Genomic DNA, 16,266 nt, shown 5'->3' with positions numbered 1-16,266 from the left:
GTGATCACAGTATACGACAAGAGACGGAGGGAAAGAAAATGAACAAGCCTTTTCCAACAAAAAAATTAAAATGAAAATATTGACTTATATAGGAAGGATCATCTATAGTTTAAATAAATATTTTATTCGTGACCTGTTACGACGGAAGCACCCGTAATAAAGGCTTATTTGCCTTTACTGCGGGTGCTTTTTTTGTTGTCTTCAGCGCTGCGGATAACAGAAGGAGGAGAATAATGAATATACTTAAGACCGCTGCGCTGACACTGCTGTCGCTGCTGTTCATACTGCCGCTGTCGGCCGTTCCTGCAGGAGCTTCCGGGACGGAGCTGACCCCTTCTATTCAGGCCGCTTTTGAGCTGACCGCCGCAGTCGCGGATTCTTCCGCAAGAGCAAACCTGAAGAGCCAGTACAGTGATCTAGCGGCCTTGTCAGCGCAATACGACAGCAGAGAAGAGCAGCTCCGCAAGCTTCATGACAGCAACGCACAGTCACTCCTTGTGGTGAAGGAACAGATCAAGACCATCGATCAGGCCACCGTGACCAAGCTTACCGCTGTCGTTGCCAGCACCAAGAGCCGCTATCAGCCGCTTTTTGATCAATACAGTGCGCTTAATAACCGCATCTCCCTGCTTAAAGGCATGAAGGACAAGACACTGAATTCCGTACTGCGGACCCAGGCAGATGCAATGAAAATTCTCGTCCAGCTCGCACGGCAGGATATCCGCGACAAAGAGGCGCAGCTTAAGGCCGCCAGGGATGCCCGGACTAAGAAGATGGCTGCAGTACGCAAGACATTGGCCGGGATTGAAAGTCCGCAGGCGGCAATCAAATCCCAGAAAAGTGTGGTCTCTGCCCTGAACAAGCGATTGTCTGCAGATTGGAGCGGCTTCAAAACCGCCATCCGCAAGAAGAATCCTGTCCTGGCCGGACCGTCCTTGTCTGCACTTGTCTCCGGCCACCGGCAAATTGCGGCCAGCAAGCAAAAGCTCATTGAGCTTGAACAAAAGGTTGCCGGGATCATCGCTGCCTCCGCAAAGCAAATCGCCGCCTGATTCCACTAGCGGCTGTGTCTTCCGCCTGCCGGCTGGCATATGGTAGGTAAAGAGCAGATCAAGCGGACGGAGGAGGCTTATGCCATGCATATCTGTATTGTTGCGCCGGAGAAGTTCCCGGTGCCGGGAGACGGCTCAGTGGAAATCTGCATTTGGGCAATTGCCCGAAAGCTGGCCCGCCAGCATAAGGTCACTGTATTGAGCAGAAAGTCACCCGGACTGCCTGAATCCGCAGAAGTAGAGCAGGTACGTATCATCCGTCTGTCTTCAGGCAGTCCTGCGCGTTATCTCGCCTCCGTTCTGGGCTTTCTGGAAGAAGAGCGCTTCGATGTGATTCAGGTGGATAACCGCCCGCTGCTGATGGCCGCCCTAAAGCGGCGGCATCCGCACACGCCCGTGCTCCTGTTCCTCCACTCCCTGACCTTTGTCCCGGCGGACTCCAGAATCGCCCGCAGCTTGACCAAAGCGGATCTTATTGCCGCCAACAGCCGCTCTTTGCAGCAACGGCTCTCCCGGCGGTTCTCCGGCCTGAGCAAGCGCATTCGCATTGTGCCGCTGGGCGCCGACCTGACCCGCTTCTCCCCCCTGGAGACTTCGGAGAAGCTGCATATCCGCAGCTTGTGCCAGCTTCCTCCTGTGTTCACCGTACTTTTCGTCGGCAGGGTGATTCCCCGCAAGGGGGTCCCCGTGCTGATTAGAGCTGTGCGCCTGTTGAACACAAAATTACCGGCCCAGTTGGTAATTGCAGGCGACGGCAAACCGCCGTATATCCGGCGGCTTAAGCTATTGGCGCGCCGGCTGGGGGTTTCCGTGTTTTTTACGGGAAACATTGCCCACGAAGAGATTCACCGCCTGTATCAGGCCGCCGACTGCTTCGTCTGCCCGTCCCAAAGACATGAATCCTTCGGGCTGGTGAACGTGGAGGCGATGGCCTCCGGTCTGCCGGTCATCGCCTCTAATATTGGCGGCATCCGGGAGATCATTGTATCCGGCCACAACGGATATTTGGTGGATCGTTACCGTGAGGCGGCACTCTTCGCCAGACGTCTGTTGCAGCTTGGCCGCGAACCGCAGCGCGCAGCCGGGATCGGACTGCAGGGGCGCAGCGATGCGCTGCAGACCTTCGGGTGGGAGCATACGGCGGCGGCGCTGGAGGAGCTGTACCGTTCTCTTTTGCCGCAATCGCAATAGCAGGTAGTTGTTCCTCCTTCAGCCGCCTCCCTGCTATGCGACAATCTGTAACAAGGAATTTGTGATTCTTATCGCTGGATACAGCCACAGTTAAGCTTATACTCGAAATGTAAGCGTTGCCATAAACAAATGTATTGCTGTAATGCCACCAAGACCTTGGCAACCCCCTACACACATAATTCGCTGTAGAAAGGGTGCATCATTATGTTAATGATCAAAGCTATAGTCAGACCCGAGAAAGCGGATGAAGTCATGGCTGAGTTGCTCCTCGCCGGCTTCCCCTCCATCAGCAAAATGGATCTGCTCGGCCGCGGGAAGCAAAGAGGGATTCAGGTGGGAACCAATCACTACAACCAAATTTCCAAGAAGCTGCTGATGATTGTCATCAACGATGATGAGAAGGATGATGTGATCAGCATTATTATGAGAACGGCAAGAACCGGTGAGCAGGGGTCGTTCGGCGACGGTAAAATATTCGTGCTGCCTGTACAGGAAGCCCACACAATCAGCAACGGCAAAAATCAATTATAAGCTCGCACTGCAAATAATAATAAAGAGGCAGCAAGTTGCCTGCCCGGATACAGGATTCCTGTCCAGCGGTGCAGCTTGCTGCCTCTTCATGTTCTAATCAATCTTCAAAACATCTGAATAACGGTAAGCACAAGCCCCACGACAAAGCCGCATACCGCACCGTTGACCCGAATCCACTGCAGATCCTTGCCCACCTTCTCCTCCAGCATCTTCACGAGACTGGCATCATCCATCTGATCCAGATTCTCCTTAACCAGAAGTCCCAGCCGGTAGTGGTTAGCCTCTACGAAGGCGATTAAGGACGCGCGAATCCGCTCCTCCCAGCCCTGAATCCATTGCTGCTCCTTGGCGACACGGCGGGTCAGCTTGGCATATAACCCAAACAGCTTGCGTCCGCCAGCAGCCCGCTCCTCTTCCAGCAGACTAGCGGCCTTGCCGCGCAAATGCTCAAGCTGCTCCTGCAGAATTGCTGTGACGGCCTCGCCCTGCAGCTCGTTCAGCGCCCACTCTTTAATTTTGGCAATCCGTGCCTCGTCATTCACCAGCTGGAAGATGGCGACGCGGATTTCCCGGATAATCTCATCGCGGTACGGGCTGTCCTCTTCGCGGAAATCGCGGATGCCGGACTGCAGCATGCCCTGCAGCATTTCCCCCAGCATATCGGCATCCACAAATCCGACAAAAGCTTGAAAAGCCATACCCTTGAGTCCACCGAGCTTCACCTCGGACAGCTTCTCGCTGGCGATCTTGCCGAGCATGGCACGTGTGGCGGGACGGGCGGCCCAGCCGGAGATCCCTTCGAGCGCATAATCCAGAGCGGCGAGATCCTTGCCGTCGTTCATAAGCCTGGTGGTAATTTTATCAGCGGTAACCCCTAGCTCAGCTTCGCGGATATAGTCGGCCACAGCCGACTGAAGATACGGAACAGCCTGATCTACCGGAAGCTTCCGTACGAAGCCGCTAAGCTGCTCCAGCAGCTCGGCCCGCACTTTTTTTCTGGCGAACAGCCGGGTCAGCATCTTGCCGCCCAGTGATACAATGCGGACTTTGCGCAGCTTGTTCTCGATACTCGCCTTGTTCAGCAGCTCATTTTCCATCGCGGAAATCAATGACTGAATAATTTTATCCCGATTCTTCAGCAGCAGAGAGGTATGAGGAATCGGCAGACCGAGCGGGTGGCGGAACAGCGCAGTAACCGCGAACCAGTCGGCAATCCCCCCTACAAGCCCGGCTTCAAAGCCGCCCCTAAGCAGCACAACCGCCAAATTTTCCGGCAAAAACAGTGTAATCAGAAAACCGCAGGCCATCACAGCCAGCGAGATTGTGGCTAAATTCCTGGATTTCATTCGTTGTTCCCCCTTGCTTAATAACGTGAGACCATAATCCAATATAATCAGTACTTCAAGCCTACCTCTCATTGTACCACGACTGAACTCCTTTCTGAAAATCGCCCGCACCTTTGTCCCGCCGGGGCAAAAGTCCCTTTCATGAAAATGGATTTTTAACTTTCAGAGATAAAATGATAAAATACAGACAACTCTAGTACAGGAAAAGGAGAACAACAACATGCTGATCGCACTGGATATGGACGGAACGCTGCTGAATGAGGAAGGCATCATTAGCCCGGAGAACCGCGAGGCCATCGTGCACGCCCAAAGCCTGGGCCACATTGTTATGATCGCTACCGGACGCTCGTATATGGACGCTGAACGGCAGCTGCGGCTCGCGGATCTGGAATGCCCGGTGGTCAGTCTGAACGGCGCGGCTGTTATACTGCCGGACCGTACACTGGCGGGAAGCACACCGCTGGACAAGGAGGACATTATTCCCGCCATGCGCTGGATGAATGAAATTCCTGAATTGTATTATGAAGTATACACACAAGATACCGTGTATGTTGAGCTCGACAAACGGGTATATCTGGAGAAGCTTGCGACGCTTAAGGATGAGGAGGTCCCGGAAGATCTGCGCTGGCTGCTAAAGGCAATAGTGGGCAAACAGTTCCGGCAGGCTGCGGTAACCTATGTAGATAAGATGGAGGAGGTCTGGAGCAAGGAGGAGAACGTGATCTATAAAACGTTGGCTTTTTCTCTGAATCTGGATCTGCTGAAGGAAGCCTCTACGCGATTTGCAGCGATTCCCGGGCTGATCATTACCGCTTCACATGAGAATAATATTGAAATTAACCATAAGGATGCCAATAAAGGTGCTGGTGTCGGTATGCTGGCGGCGTATTACGGCATCCCTGCGGAGCAAGTGGCGGTCATGGGCGACAGCTACAATGATCTGCCGATGTTCGAGATGGCCGGCTACAGAATTGCCATGGAGAATGCCGCACCGATTCTCAAGGAAACGGCCGACTTTGTTACGCGGAGCAATGCGGAGAATGGTGTGGCTGTGGGGATAAGACATCTTTTGGAGAGGAAATAGTTCAAGCAGTTCAGCGGCGTCCGGTGCGGCGGCGGCCGATGTAATAGATTCCGCCTAAATTTACTGCCAAGCAAACAAGGACAGCTACTTTTTCAGCCGCTGTCAGAGCATCAAGTATGGGAATAAACACGTGATCCCTCCAAATCTCTTTACGATGGGTAACCTGCCGCAATCAGCAGATATTTATTTTTATACAAATTAATGCTTTGTGTAATATTTTAGAACAAACTGTCAAAAAAATGAATATGAAATATATCGCGCGCAGCTTGAAATGCTGACAAACTATTGAAATTCCGCTTGTCTTATTTAAGTTTGAATGTTTTTACGATTTTGGGGACATCGTCATTTACCATACTTGAGAGTATGCGAATGGGTCTGCCGTATTTTTTATAATCGTAGTCATACCCCGTTTTATCGAGAAACTCTTCAGGAAGCTCTTCAGGAACCGTATAGGCAAAAATCCGCCCATTGCGCGCAGCCAGCCGAATGATGGGAGATTCATCGTACCCCTGATCACGCCACTGCTTCAGAGTCATGTGGTACACAAGAAAAGTGAGCGCCGATTCGTACACCTTGCCTTTATACTTAAAGAGGAAAAAAACGCCGTATTCCGCATCGCTCAGCCGTGTTCTTTTTTTGATGACAGTGTAGCATTTCCACCTGCGGGGCAGCCTGATGCTGAATCCGTACTTCGGATCGCTGTACAAAAAAGATTTCTGCGGACCTGCAAGCGGGACAGAACGGTTCATTTTTGCTGCCGGTTTCCTGTTCCTGACGATATTGCCCATCACGATCGCACCTTTCCGAATGTTGGATTTCGGAGCATAAGGATAATAGTTAGACTATTCAATGAACCCAGGGTGTGACACCACATCTTATTTGAGAAAATGCAGACCAGCCGCAAGCTTCGGGGTGCATACATAAACGAAGGTGAATAGAATGAACAAGCTTTTATTTCATAATATACCGCTGGGCGCTACCGGCGAGCGGATTCCGCAGGCGAAAATCGCCTCCGCCCGGACAAGTCGGGAGATGGTGAAGCCGGGGGATAGCGATGCCGCTTACTTCCGCAGGCTGGAGGAGGGCGGAATTCTGCTCAACCTCCCGCAGATCGCTGCCGTGCGGCATCATCAGGGGCCGCTGCTGACGCTGGCCGGAGCAGGCTCAGGCAAAACCTCGGTGCTGATCTGCCGTGCCGGATACTTGATGTCAGTGCGGGGGATTTCCCCGAGCCAACTGCTGCTGCTGACCTTCTCCAACAAAGCGGCTGCGGAAATGCGCGAACGGATTGCCCTGCTGCCGGGAGTCAGCGAGAGCGATGCCACCCGCCTGCAGACCCGCACGTTCCACTCTTTTTGCCTCTATTTCCTGCGCCGCCAGGGTGTCCAGCAGGAGATCTTCAATGAAACGCGCCGCCAGCATATTCTGCTGAAGCAGATCATGCGCGAGCTGGGGCTGCCGAAGGATGCTTATCCGCCGGAAACACTCCTCGCCCTGCTCTCCTCCTGCAAGATGAATCTGAGCGAGCCGGATGCTCTCCCGGAAACGTCAACAGCCGAGAAGGAGATGAAAGCTGTATTACTGCTCTACGAGCAGTGGAAGACCGACAATTTCAAAATCGACTTCGACGACGTGCTGCTGATCGCCTACCGGATGCTGCGGGAGAAGCCGGCGCTGCTGCAGGAGCTGCAGATGAGATTTCTGTATGTGATGGTCGATGAGTTCCAGGATACCAATGCGCTGCAATATGAGCTTGTCAAAATGATTGCCTATCCGCAGCATAATCTGATGGTTGTCGGCGACGATGACCAGACGATCTACTCCTTCAACGGGGCACGCAGCGAGTTCATTCTTGAGTTCGAGAAGCTGTACCCGAGTGCCAAGGTGATTACACTCGATATCAATTACCGCTCCGGCCCCGCGATTGTCGGCCTAGGCAACGGAATTATCCGGCACAATTCGCGCCGGAGATCCAAAACGCTGCAAGCCGCTAAAGGCAGCGGCAGCCAGCCCCGCTATCTGCGCCCGCAGACGGCGGACGAGGAGGCTGAGCAAATCGTGGACCATATTGTGAGCGAGGTCGGGAGCGGGGCAAGGGAATACAGCGATTTCGCCTTGCTGTACCGCGCTTCAAGCAGCAACCGGGCTTTGCTGGAGCTGCTGCTCCTGCGGGATATTCCCTACGTTGATTACGGTGAAGGCCAGCTGCTCTATGAGCATTGGCTGATCTCTCCGGTGCTGGACCATCTGCGTCTATCGGTCAACCGGCGCAATTTCGCCGCGATGGAGAATATCCTGCCAACCCTCTATTTGAACCGGGAAAAGGGTATGAACCATATCCGCCGACTGGAAGCCATTCAGCCGAAGCAGGGGCCGCTGATTCATCTCTTGTCGCTGCCGGGCATGGAGGATTTCAAGGCCGTTAAGCTGCGGGAACGGCTGGAGCTGATCCGCGGCCTCATTCAGTTGACCCCCGTCCAGGCCATCCGTCAGATCCGTACGGTCTTCTATGACTACTTCATTGAAGCCAACGAACGGCATCAGGCCACTCTGCACAGAGAGATGCTGAAAGAAATGCTCGATGAGCTTGAAGCCTCGGCGGAACGGTTCGACAGTGTCCCGGTGTTTCTTGAGTTCATTGATAATGTTGCCGAGCGCAATGAGCAGAGCCGCCAGCCCGGTCTTAAGGAGCAGGGCAACCGGATTGCGCTGATGACCATCCACAAGTCGAAGGGGCTGGAATTCCCGGTGGTTTTCCTGATCGGCGCATCGGAGGGCATTCTTCCCCACAGCTCCGCCCTGGAGGGCGACCGCCTGAAGGACCGGAAGACAGCCAGGACACCTAGCAGCGGAAGCAGCACGGTAATCGTAGGCAATGCAGCCGGTCATGCCGCGCTTGAAGAGGAGCGGAGACTGGCCTATGTGGCCGTGACCAGAGCCCGCGAGGAGCTGTTCATCAGCTCGCCCGCAAAACACCGGGGCAAGAAAGCTGAGGTCTCCCGCTTCATGCTGTCCGCCTTCCGCTCTGCCGTCTCCGCTTCTCCGGCCCCGGCCTCAGCCGCCATAAGCAGAACACCGGCGGCAAGATTCCAATCCTCCGGCGCAGCGGCAGGAGGAAGGACACACACTGTCCCCGTCTGGAATTGCACCGGCAGCAGCTGTCCGGGCTGGACGCGGATGAAGGCTGGCGGCTTGGAGGATCATTTGTCCTCCAAGCCCTGCCCGCTCTGCAGCTCCCCTATGGAAAAAAGCAGCCGTGTAATTCCGGTGTAACAGGAACTACACGGCTGCTAGTTGGGGTATTGAGAAACGGATCGACTGCTCGGGGACCAGCACCCTGCGGCGGCTCCAGCAACGGCACGCCCTAGCAAGAACAAAACGGCTACGCCGACCTTCATGGACAACGTAGCCGCTTTAGATTTCAGTTTTGCGTTGCCTGGAGGACCCTTTATAAATCCTTTGGCAATTCCAAGTGGAAAAAGGATCACTAATTTGCTCGAGCACCCTATTCTCCGCAGGTGAAGTGGAAAAAGGTTAACTAATTCAGCTCATTTCGCTCTTGGCAAAGCAATATAACCCAATTAAGTTTCCTTTTTCCACTTAAAACTCACAATGGTTGATTTTAGAGAGAAATAAGTTCCCTTTTTCCAACTATTTAACTTGAACTTAAGAAAGTAGGTAGCTCTGTATTCCGAAAGTCTATTGCACGAAATACAGCAGAAGGCGATTCGACGTAAAATAATAAGTACTCTATTGCAAGAAGTGCAGTCATGCAAAAAATCCACTATGGTTATCCAACATGAAGATTACAGATTTCAAGTTCAATCTACATAGCACTGCTCACCTGCTTCTTCACCAGCGCTAGTTGGAAAAAGGAGATCGAATCCGAATGATTTCCTCTCATTTGTGTGAATTTGCTAAATTCACATCTATTTATCCCTAATTTTATACACATGTTACCCACAAGAAAGAGGAATCATAATTTTCTAAACAACAAAAAAAGTGACCGCCAGCTATCACAGCAGCGGTCACTTTTAATAAGCACATTTATGCATTCGGAGTCACTAATAGTCACCTGGGCTGACCCAGGAGCCCAAGCAGCGCAGGGGAATCTCAGGTCCAGGCCCACAGGAAGCCGTCGCGGTCCCAGGCTATTCTTCCCGCGTGCAGCTTGCGGAAAGCCTTTTTCACATCCTTGGACAAAGAGGCATTCCCGTTCTCATTCACAAATACAAATTGCTCGCCGAAGTTGGCCTTCACGTATTCAATCGCAGCGGTCTGGTACAGGGTTCCCGTAAAGCGGATTTCCTTGACCATCCACTCCGCTACCTCTTGTGCAGTTGCTTCCATCCGGGTACTGCTCCTTCCAGCAAAATCTTCTAAAATGCCTTCCCATTATAACATGAATATAACCCGATTCGGGAAACAACCGAATCGGGTTATAAGTTGAGCAGGTCCGGGCTATTACCGCTCCTTAACCTTGGTATGTATTAAAATGGTCTGTCTGGCGTGGCTTCTGTGCTGCAGTTACCATAAGCAGAACGCCTGTGATCAGATGCAGGACCCAGCCCAAAAATGGAATCCATGCGAGCACCGAGGTTATGATTCCGAGCACTGAACCGTAGAACGGTTCCCTATTCTTCGATGATAACACCAGCGTTATGATGTGAAGAATGAAGGTTAACCCGAGTACAGTGTACCCGCTTCCGATTACAATCGCAGCACCAAGAAGCGGAATTGCCAAAATAATTTCAAACGAACCCGTAATCCATTTCAAAGCTCTCGAACTACTCACAAACAAGCCCTCCTATACGTTAATGTACTAAAAATTATACAAAATCATCCTGTAAATAGATATGCATTTTCTTGTATTCTCCTATTAAAAATAGCAGTTATTCCAAACTATTTAATTTTATAATTTCCGCAGCCTCCCCTTCTTCTTGCTGCGGTTCCGCCGGCAAGAAAGGCGGTAGCCCTTCTGTGGTCATCGCCGCAGATGGCTGAACTCCGAGGCAGTGGCACATAAGCGGAGCGAGCCGTAGCTGTGGGAGCGCCTGGACCTCTTTTTCCGGGGATAACACCTCTTCTCCAAAGGTATAAAGCGGCACATACCGCTCCGCCGGAGTGACCCCGCCATGACAGCCGTTCGCGTTCATTCCGTGGTCGGCTGTAACCAGCACCCTGTAGCCTTGCTCCATCCAATGCGGCAGCACGGTAGCGAGCAATCCGTCCACTCTGCGGACCGCAAGCTCGTATTCCTTGCTTTCGCCGCCGAAGCGGTGTCCGGCATCATCAATATTCATCGTATGAATATACAGAAAATGCGGGTCATAGGCCACCCGCAAATATTCGGCGTCTGCGAATACATGGCTGTCCGGGTAATGATCCTCGAAGTAGAAGCTCCCGTGCTGAATCGGCTTCAGGACATTATGCTGGTGCCGGTCCGACACAGGATCAAAAGGCGCTGACCCAGTGGTACGCAGCTGCGGCTGTACGCAGGTTAGCGGCGACGGCCAGATGGAACACACTCATCTCACGGCTCAGCCGGACGATATGATTTGCGGTAATTCCGTTCCTCGATACCGGTGTGCCTGTCAGAAGCACCTCATACAGCGGACGCGACAGGCTGGGCAGCTCCGACTGTACCTTGTAGCACGACAACTGCCCCTGCTCCACCAGATGCTCCATATAGCCCATATACTTGCGGGCCGCATCATACCGCAGTCCGTCGAGCACAACCACGATAAGCTTGTTAGAAGATTCCGTCATAAGTCTCCCGCCTCCCATGAACAACCAGCCAGCGCAATGTACTCCTGCACAAGAACAGGCATGGTTGAATCTACAGATCAGATTATTCTCCCCTCTTGACCTCTCCTGCCGCACAAGCCGCGCTCCTTATGCCCCTTCCTGCTCCAGATGCAGCAGTTGGGAGGGATCAAGCAGCAGAGTGACGTTATCGCCTTCCCTTACCCGCAGCCAGCGGCCGTCGTTGAGCAGATCTACCGTAAGCTGGATTCCTTCCGCCAAAACAACCGTACGGATAATATTGCCCAGCACAGATACGGATTGGACCCTTCCCCTCACATCCATCATACCGTCCGCATCATCCTGGATGATTTCACCTTCTGCCAGCAGTGTCACCGCTTCGGGGCGGATGGCGAAGCTGTCAGCCCTGCTGTCAATTCTGCGGAACAGCGCCAGCGCCTCGCTGCGGCTCAAAACATTGTAGCTGCCCATGAACCGGGCAGCAAATTCTGTACGCGGCGCGGTGTAGAGCTGCTCCGGGGAGCCTTCCTGAACAATCCGCCCCTTGTTCATGATGCAGATCCGGTCCGACAGAATCAGTGCTTCCTCCTGGTCGTGGGTGACGAACAGCGTCGTCATGCCCAGCCGCCGCTGAATGTCGCGGATTTCCGCGCGCAGATTCTTGCGGATTTTGGCGTCTAGCGCGCTGAGCGGTTCGTCCAGCAGCAGCAGCTTGGGCTGGACGGCCAGCGAGCGGGCCAGCGCCACCCGCTGCTGCTGTCCGCCGGACAGCGACTGCGGGTAGACATCGCGCTTGTCCTCAAGATCGACCATCGCGAGCAGCTCCCCGCAGCGGCTGCGCCGCGCTGCCGGGGCAATCCCGCGCATGCGCATCCCGTATTCCACATTCTGGCTTACGGTCAGATTGGGGAACAGCGCATAGGATTGGAACACCATGCCCACATCCCTGCTGCGCGGCGGCAGCTTTGTCAGCTCCTTGTCCGCAAGCAGGATGCTGCCGCTGTCCAGCTCGGTGAGCCCTGCGATGCAGCGCAGGAGCGTGCTTTTGCCGCATCCCGACGGACCCAGCAGGGTGACAAGCTCCCCTTCGGCGATGCTCAGATCCACTCCGGCCAGCACAGGGGCATCATCAAAAACTTTGCGGACCCCCTGCAGCCTCAAATAATCCTTCTTCATTCCGTGTCCCTCCCAGTCATTACTTCACTTGGCCGCCAATCTTTTTGCCCAGCTTCATCAGCACCGCCGACAGCAGCAGGATAAACACAAAATAAGAGATCGCAATCGCACTGGCCAAATGCCCGCTTTCGCCGACCCGCTGATACAAATAGACCTGAATCGTCTGGATATGCCCTCCAACGAGCATGTTCGTCAGCACGAATTCCCCGAACAGCACGGAGAACGACAGCAGCGCGGAGACAATCACCCCAGGCCAAATATTCGGCAGAATGACGTTTACAAAAGCGGTCCGTCTTCGTGCCCCAAGCAGCTCGGCGGCATTCAGCAGCTCCACGGCAGATACGCTGAGCAGACTGTTGCGGATGCCCTGGTACATATAAGGCAGGATGACCACAAAATAAGCCCCGACCAGCAAATAAGCGGTCCCCGAAATGTCGAACGGGCCAGAGGAATAGGCGCGGAGCAAGCCGACGGCGGCGACCACACCCGGCACAGCGTAAGGCAGAACAACGATCCCTTTCATAAAGCTCTCCCAGCGCGGAAAATAGACCGTAATGACAAACACAGCCGGCAGCATCACGGCAAGACTGAGCAGAACGCTGATCACACACAGATACAGTGAGGTCCACAGCGCATTCAAAAAGCGTAAATCCTTGAACATGTCACTGAACCAGCTCAATGTCCAGGTGCGGGGCAGCAGTGTATTCTGCCAATCCTGGGCAAAAGCATACAGCCCCGTAGCCAGCAGCGGCAGCAGCAGATATACCATGAGCAGGAGCATAAAAGTGCGCGGGGCAAAGCCCGCCTTGCGTATATTCATTGGCCTGCCTCCTCCCGCACGGCTGCCCAGCGGCGTCTGAACAGGCCGCTGCTCTGCTCCCGTGTAGCTGACCTCTTGCTGCTGAAGCCCTCCATGCGGCGCACCATCCGCTGATTGAGAAATACCGCAAGCAGTGTGCTAAGCGCGAGCAGAACCGCTAAGGTGCTGCCCATTTGCGGCTGAGTCACCACATCGCCGGCGACCAGCGAGCCGATGCGGACGGCGAGCAGATTGTAGTTCCCGCCAACCAGCGCATAGGCAGTGGCATACGCCCCCATCGCATTGGCGAAGAGAATGCCAAGTGTGCCGAAGATCGCCGGGGACAGCACCGGCAGACCGACGGTCTTCCAGAACTGCCAAGGCCCTGCCCCAAGCAGAGCCGCCGCCTCTCTCCACTGCTCCCTGATGCCGTAGAACGCCGGATACAGCAGCAATAAGGCCAGCGGAATCTGGAAATACACATAGACCAGAATCAGGCCGGACCAACTGTACAGGTTGAAGCCGTCGAACACGCTCCAGCCCCACTGCTTGAACAGCAGTGTGAACACCCCATTGTTCCCCAGCAGAATAATGTAGGCAAAGGCCAGCGGGACCCCGGCGAAATTCGAGGTCATGTTGGACAACATCAGCAGCCGGTCGCGTACGGCTGGTGCAAAACGCGTGATACAATACGCGCATACAAGTCCCACACCCAGCCCAAGCAGGCTGGAGAAGACTGAGATCAGCAGGCTGTTCTTGATCGCCTGCATATAATAGGCGCTGGTCAGCGCATGCTGATAGTTGCCCAGGGTGAAGCCTTTTCCGTCCGCGTCCCGGAAGCTGCCCGACAGCATCGACACTACGGGCACCACCTGAAACGCCAGCACCATCAGCACAAACGGAGCCAGGGCCAGAATCACACCGCGCTTCCTATGTTTCATCTCGGGTGCTCCTCTCTGATAGAATACAAAGCGGGCGCCTCAGGCATACAGCAAAGGCGCCCTTACTCTCTTATATGAAGCCGGCCCGCATGGGCCCGACTAGTTCAAGTGCACAAGCACACGTTCCTGCCATAGCTGCGGAAGGCCCTTTGCAGTCTCTTCCCATACTTTATAGTCGCCGACCGGCTTAGCATTGACATATTCCTCTTTCGGAAGCAGCTTGGCAGCCACATCCTCCGGCAGCTTCACGCTGTCGCGGATCGGACGGGCATAGCCTTTTGCCAGATTAATCTGGCCTTCGTCGCTGAGAATATACTCACGCGTCAGCTTGGCAGCATTCGGGTGCGGAGCCCATTTGTTGATGACCGTCGCATAACCGCTCACCACACTGCCTTCCTTCGGAATCGCCACATCGAAGCCGCTCTTGTCGATCTGATCTTTATAGTTCAACGCGTTGAAATCCCACAGCAGCGTGACTTCCACTTCGCCCTTCTCAATGTTCGCGAGCGAAGCCTCGGCATTGGAGAGACGGCCCTTTTTCGCAAGATCCTCAAAGAATGCAATCCCCGGCTCAATATTCGACTCATCTCCGCCAAAGGCAATCGCTGCAGCCAGCACTGCCATCTGCGCCTGCGCCGCCTTAGTGACATCGCCAACGATGATTTTATAGTTGCCGTTCTTCAGATCCTCCCAGCTTTTTGGCGGGTTAGCCACAAGCTTCGTATTGGTCAGGAAGGAGATACTGCCCTGATAGCCTACAATCCAGTTGCCGTCCTTATCCTTGGCCCAATCCGGGATCTCATCCCAATAAGAGGTTTTATAGGGCTGAGTTACACCCTTATCTACCGCAACCGGACCGAAAGCGATGCCCACGTCGCCAATATCTGCCGTCGGCTTATCCTTCTCCGCTTCGAACTTGGCGATTTCCTCCGCGCTCGACATATCGGTATCTGTATGCTTAATTTCATACTTGCTGGTAATATCATTCCAGGTATCCTTCCAGTTCGCCCAGGTATCCGGCATACCCACACTAACCACAGAGCCTTCTTTGGTAGCTTCTGCTTCAATTTCGGACAGGCTCAGCTCTTTCACTCCGGCATTTCCATTTCCTTCATCAGCTTTGGCTTCCGAGTTGGCACAACCGGCAAGCAACAGGACGAGCAAGGACAACAGCAGACCCATGGACATGATTTGCGTAAATCTTTTTTTCATGATTTCCCTATCACTCCTATTTCTGATTTGCGGGCGTTCTCTCTGATCCAAGCTGTACGCTGCCCAACTGAAGTATAGGGGGTCATTATTCGCCTGGCATTAAGTGAAATGACAGCATTTGTAAACAAAAAAAAGCCCCGCATAGCGGAGCCTTGCTTCGAAGCTTATTCCAAGAGCTTCTTCATCTGCATTCTTAATTGTTTCGCTTCCTCTTTAATATTGGAGTGGGAGACATCCACATTGGCATCGTAAAAGTGCATAATTTCAGTAAACAGCTCATAAAAGCTATTTTTGATTTCAAAATTTCTGCTCAGCGGAATCTTCGACCGGTAATTGTCCAGCAGCCCGAAATATTTGCCGTTGGCATTACTGAGCTGGTACAGGTCCAATTCCGCATCCGCCCAGCAGCAGTTAAACGGATCAATGACCGCTGCGGCGGCTGACCGGTCTTGTTCGAGCATAACATTCCACATATTATAATCACCGTGGATCAACCGCGCATGCTCTACCTTCTCCCCAAAGATTTTCCCATAATTCTCATAGGCGGATTTTACAGTCTCATAGACCTCATTATCCAACTGCTTATTCTTATGCATTTTCGTTGCTTTTTCAAATATGAGGTCAACCTTTGGCTTGTAGTACTCGTTCCAATCTTTCGTGTAGGTGCCCGAATTCAATTCACCGAAGCCCTCCGGATGGATCACACTGTGATAGGCAATGAGGTTGTCGATAATTTGATCAGCAATTCTTTTTCTATTTTCCTCAGGCATATCATAAATCTCACCCGCATTGATGCCTTCTATGTATTCCATACCCAAGACATCGAGAGGGACTTTATCACTCTTGTGATGCACAAAATACACCCGGGGCATAGGGAGCGTCGAATACTCACCAAGTGTGGTTAATTGGGCTTGCTCACGGGTGTTAAGTCCAGTCCGGTTGTATACTTTTATAACCAGCCGGTATGGCGGCGCATCCATCTCAACCAAAAACACCCTGCCGTAAAATCCGCCTCCGATGTCCTTGATTGAACCTAATGCTGCATGAAATTCAGCCTTGACTAACTCATTGATATTCGTATTGAACTGCTGATCCATCGCTCTGCCTCCTCTTAGGATTTGAGCTTATTTTAGGATACCTGCATTGAAAAATATATATAATATCCTTT

14 protein-coding genes and 1 pseudogene are annotated in these 16,266 nt (G+C 53.2%); 5 read left to right on the top strand and 10 right to left on the bottom strand.

The window, feature by feature from the left end; genetic code table 11:
- Positions 1-233 precede the first annotated feature (233 nt).
- The 3 genes from ACX1DY_RS17760 to ACX1DY_RS17750 all read left to right on the top strand — a co-directional run bounded on the left by ACX1DY_RS17760 (position 234) and on the right by ACX1DY_RS17750 (position 2,774).
- Positions 234-1,052 (top strand): hypothetical protein, encoded by an 819-nt coding sequence (locus ACX1DY_RS17760; protein ID WP_458965527.1) that lies wholly within the window; start codon positions 234-236, stop codon positions 1,050-1,052.
- Between the two features lie 84 nt (positions 1,053-1,136).
- On the top strand, positions 1,137-2,243 hold the full coding sequence (locus ACX1DY_RS17755) for a glycosyltransferase family 4 protein (RefSeq protein WP_458965526.1): 1,107 nt from the start codon (positions 1,137-1,139) through the stop codon (positions 2,241-2,243).
- A 204-nt stretch (positions 2,244-2,447) separates the two neighbouring features.
- On the top strand, positions 2,448-2,774 hold the full coding sequence (locus ACX1DY_RS17750; RefSeq protein WP_458965525.1) for a P-II family nitrogen regulator: 327 nt from the start codon (positions 2,448-2,450) through the stop codon (positions 2,772-2,774).
- A 104-nt stretch (positions 2,775-2,878) separates the two neighbouring features.
- Here ACX1DY_RS17750 and ACX1DY_RS17745 read toward each other — a convergent pair whose 3' ends face one another.
- A complete protein-coding gene (locus ACX1DY_RS17745) occupies positions 2,879-4,120 on the bottom strand; it encodes a DUF445 domain-containing protein (RefSeq protein WP_458965524.1) in 1,242 nt (413 codons plus the stop codon).
- Positions 4,121-4,340: 220 nt separating this feature from the next.
- On the opposite strand from ACX1DY_RS17745, the gene ACX1DY_RS17740 reads away from it, so the two are divergent.
- Positions 4,341-5,204 (top strand): Cof-type HAD-IIB family hydrolase, encoded by an 864-nt coding sequence (locus tag ACX1DY_RS17740; RefSeq protein WP_458965523.1) that lies wholly within the window; start codon positions 4,341-4,343, stop codon positions 5,202-5,204.
- A 302-nt stretch (positions 5,205-5,506) separates the two neighbouring features.
- Here the strand turns inward: ACX1DY_RS17740 and ACX1DY_RS17735 are convergent, their stop codons facing one another.
- The gene (locus tag ACX1DY_RS17735) at positions 5,507-5,992 is read right to left on the bottom strand and encodes a hypothetical protein (protein ID WP_458965522.1); all 486 of its coding nucleotides are present in this window, start codon (positions 5,990-5,992) and stop codon (positions 5,507-5,509) included.
- Positions 5,993-6,143: 151 nt separating this feature from the next.
- On the opposite strand from ACX1DY_RS17735, the gene ACX1DY_RS17730 reads away from it, so the two are divergent.
- Positions 6,144-8,477, top strand: coding sequence for a UvrD-helicase domain-containing protein (locus ACX1DY_RS17730; protein WP_458965521.1), 2,334 nt, complete (start codon positions 6,144-6,146; stop codon positions 8,475-8,477).
- 840 nt (positions 8,478-9,317) lie between these two features.
- Here ACX1DY_RS17730 and ACX1DY_RS17725 read toward each other — a convergent pair.
- From ACX1DY_RS17725 to ACX1DY_RS17690, 8 genes and pseudogenes are all read right to left on the bottom strand, one after another.
- Positions 9,318-9,554 (bottom strand): DUF6953 family protein, encoded by a 237-nt coding sequence (locus tag ACX1DY_RS17725; protein ID WP_019914084.1) that lies wholly within the window; start codon positions 9,552-9,554, stop codon positions 9,318-9,320.
- A gap of 124 nt (positions 9,555-9,678) precedes the next feature.
- The gene (locus ACX1DY_RS17720) at positions 9,679-9,999 is read right to left on the bottom strand and encodes a hypothetical protein (protein ID WP_458965520.1); all 321 of its coding nucleotides are present in this window, start codon (positions 9,997-9,999) and stop codon (positions 9,679-9,681) included.
- 97 nt (positions 10,000-10,096) lie between these two features.
- Positions 10,097-10,973, bottom strand: a pseudogene (locus ACX1DY_RS17715) (alkaline phosphatase family protein).
- A gap of 126 nt (positions 10,974-11,099) precedes the next feature.
- On the bottom strand, positions 11,100-12,146 hold the full coding sequence (locus tag ACX1DY_RS17710; protein WP_458965519.1) for an ABC transporter ATP-binding protein: 1,047 nt from the start codon (positions 12,144-12,146) through the stop codon (positions 11,100-11,102).
- A 19-nt stretch (positions 12,147-12,165) separates the two neighbouring features.
- Positions 12,166-12,966, bottom strand: coding sequence for an ABC transporter permease (locus ACX1DY_RS17705; RefSeq protein WP_458965518.1), 801 nt, complete (start codon positions 12,964-12,966; stop codon positions 12,166-12,168).
- Positions 12,963-13,886 (bottom strand): ABC transporter permease, encoded by a 924-nt coding sequence (locus ACX1DY_RS17700; RefSeq protein WP_458965517.1) that lies wholly within the window; start codon positions 13,884-13,886, stop codon positions 12,963-12,965. Before ACX1DY_RS17700 ends, ACX1DY_RS17705 begins: the two co-directional genes overlap by 4 nt.
- Positions 13,887-13,985: 99 nt before the next feature.
- Positions 13,986-15,098 (bottom strand): ABC transporter substrate-binding protein, encoded by a 1,113-nt coding sequence (locus ACX1DY_RS17695; RefSeq protein WP_458965516.1) that lies wholly within the window; start codon positions 15,096-15,098, stop codon positions 13,986-13,988.
- Between the two features lie 164 nt (positions 15,099-15,262).
- On the bottom strand, positions 15,263-16,195 hold the full coding sequence (locus ACX1DY_RS17690) for a phosphotransferase (protein WP_458965515.1): 933 nt from the start codon (positions 16,193-16,195) through the stop codon (positions 15,263-15,265).
- Positions 16,196-16,266: the final 71 nt, after the last annotated feature.

It is taken from the genome of Paenibacillus sp. BAC0078, assembly GCF_054483875.1.
This window is presented reverse-complemented; position numbering and strand designations above follow the sequence as displayed.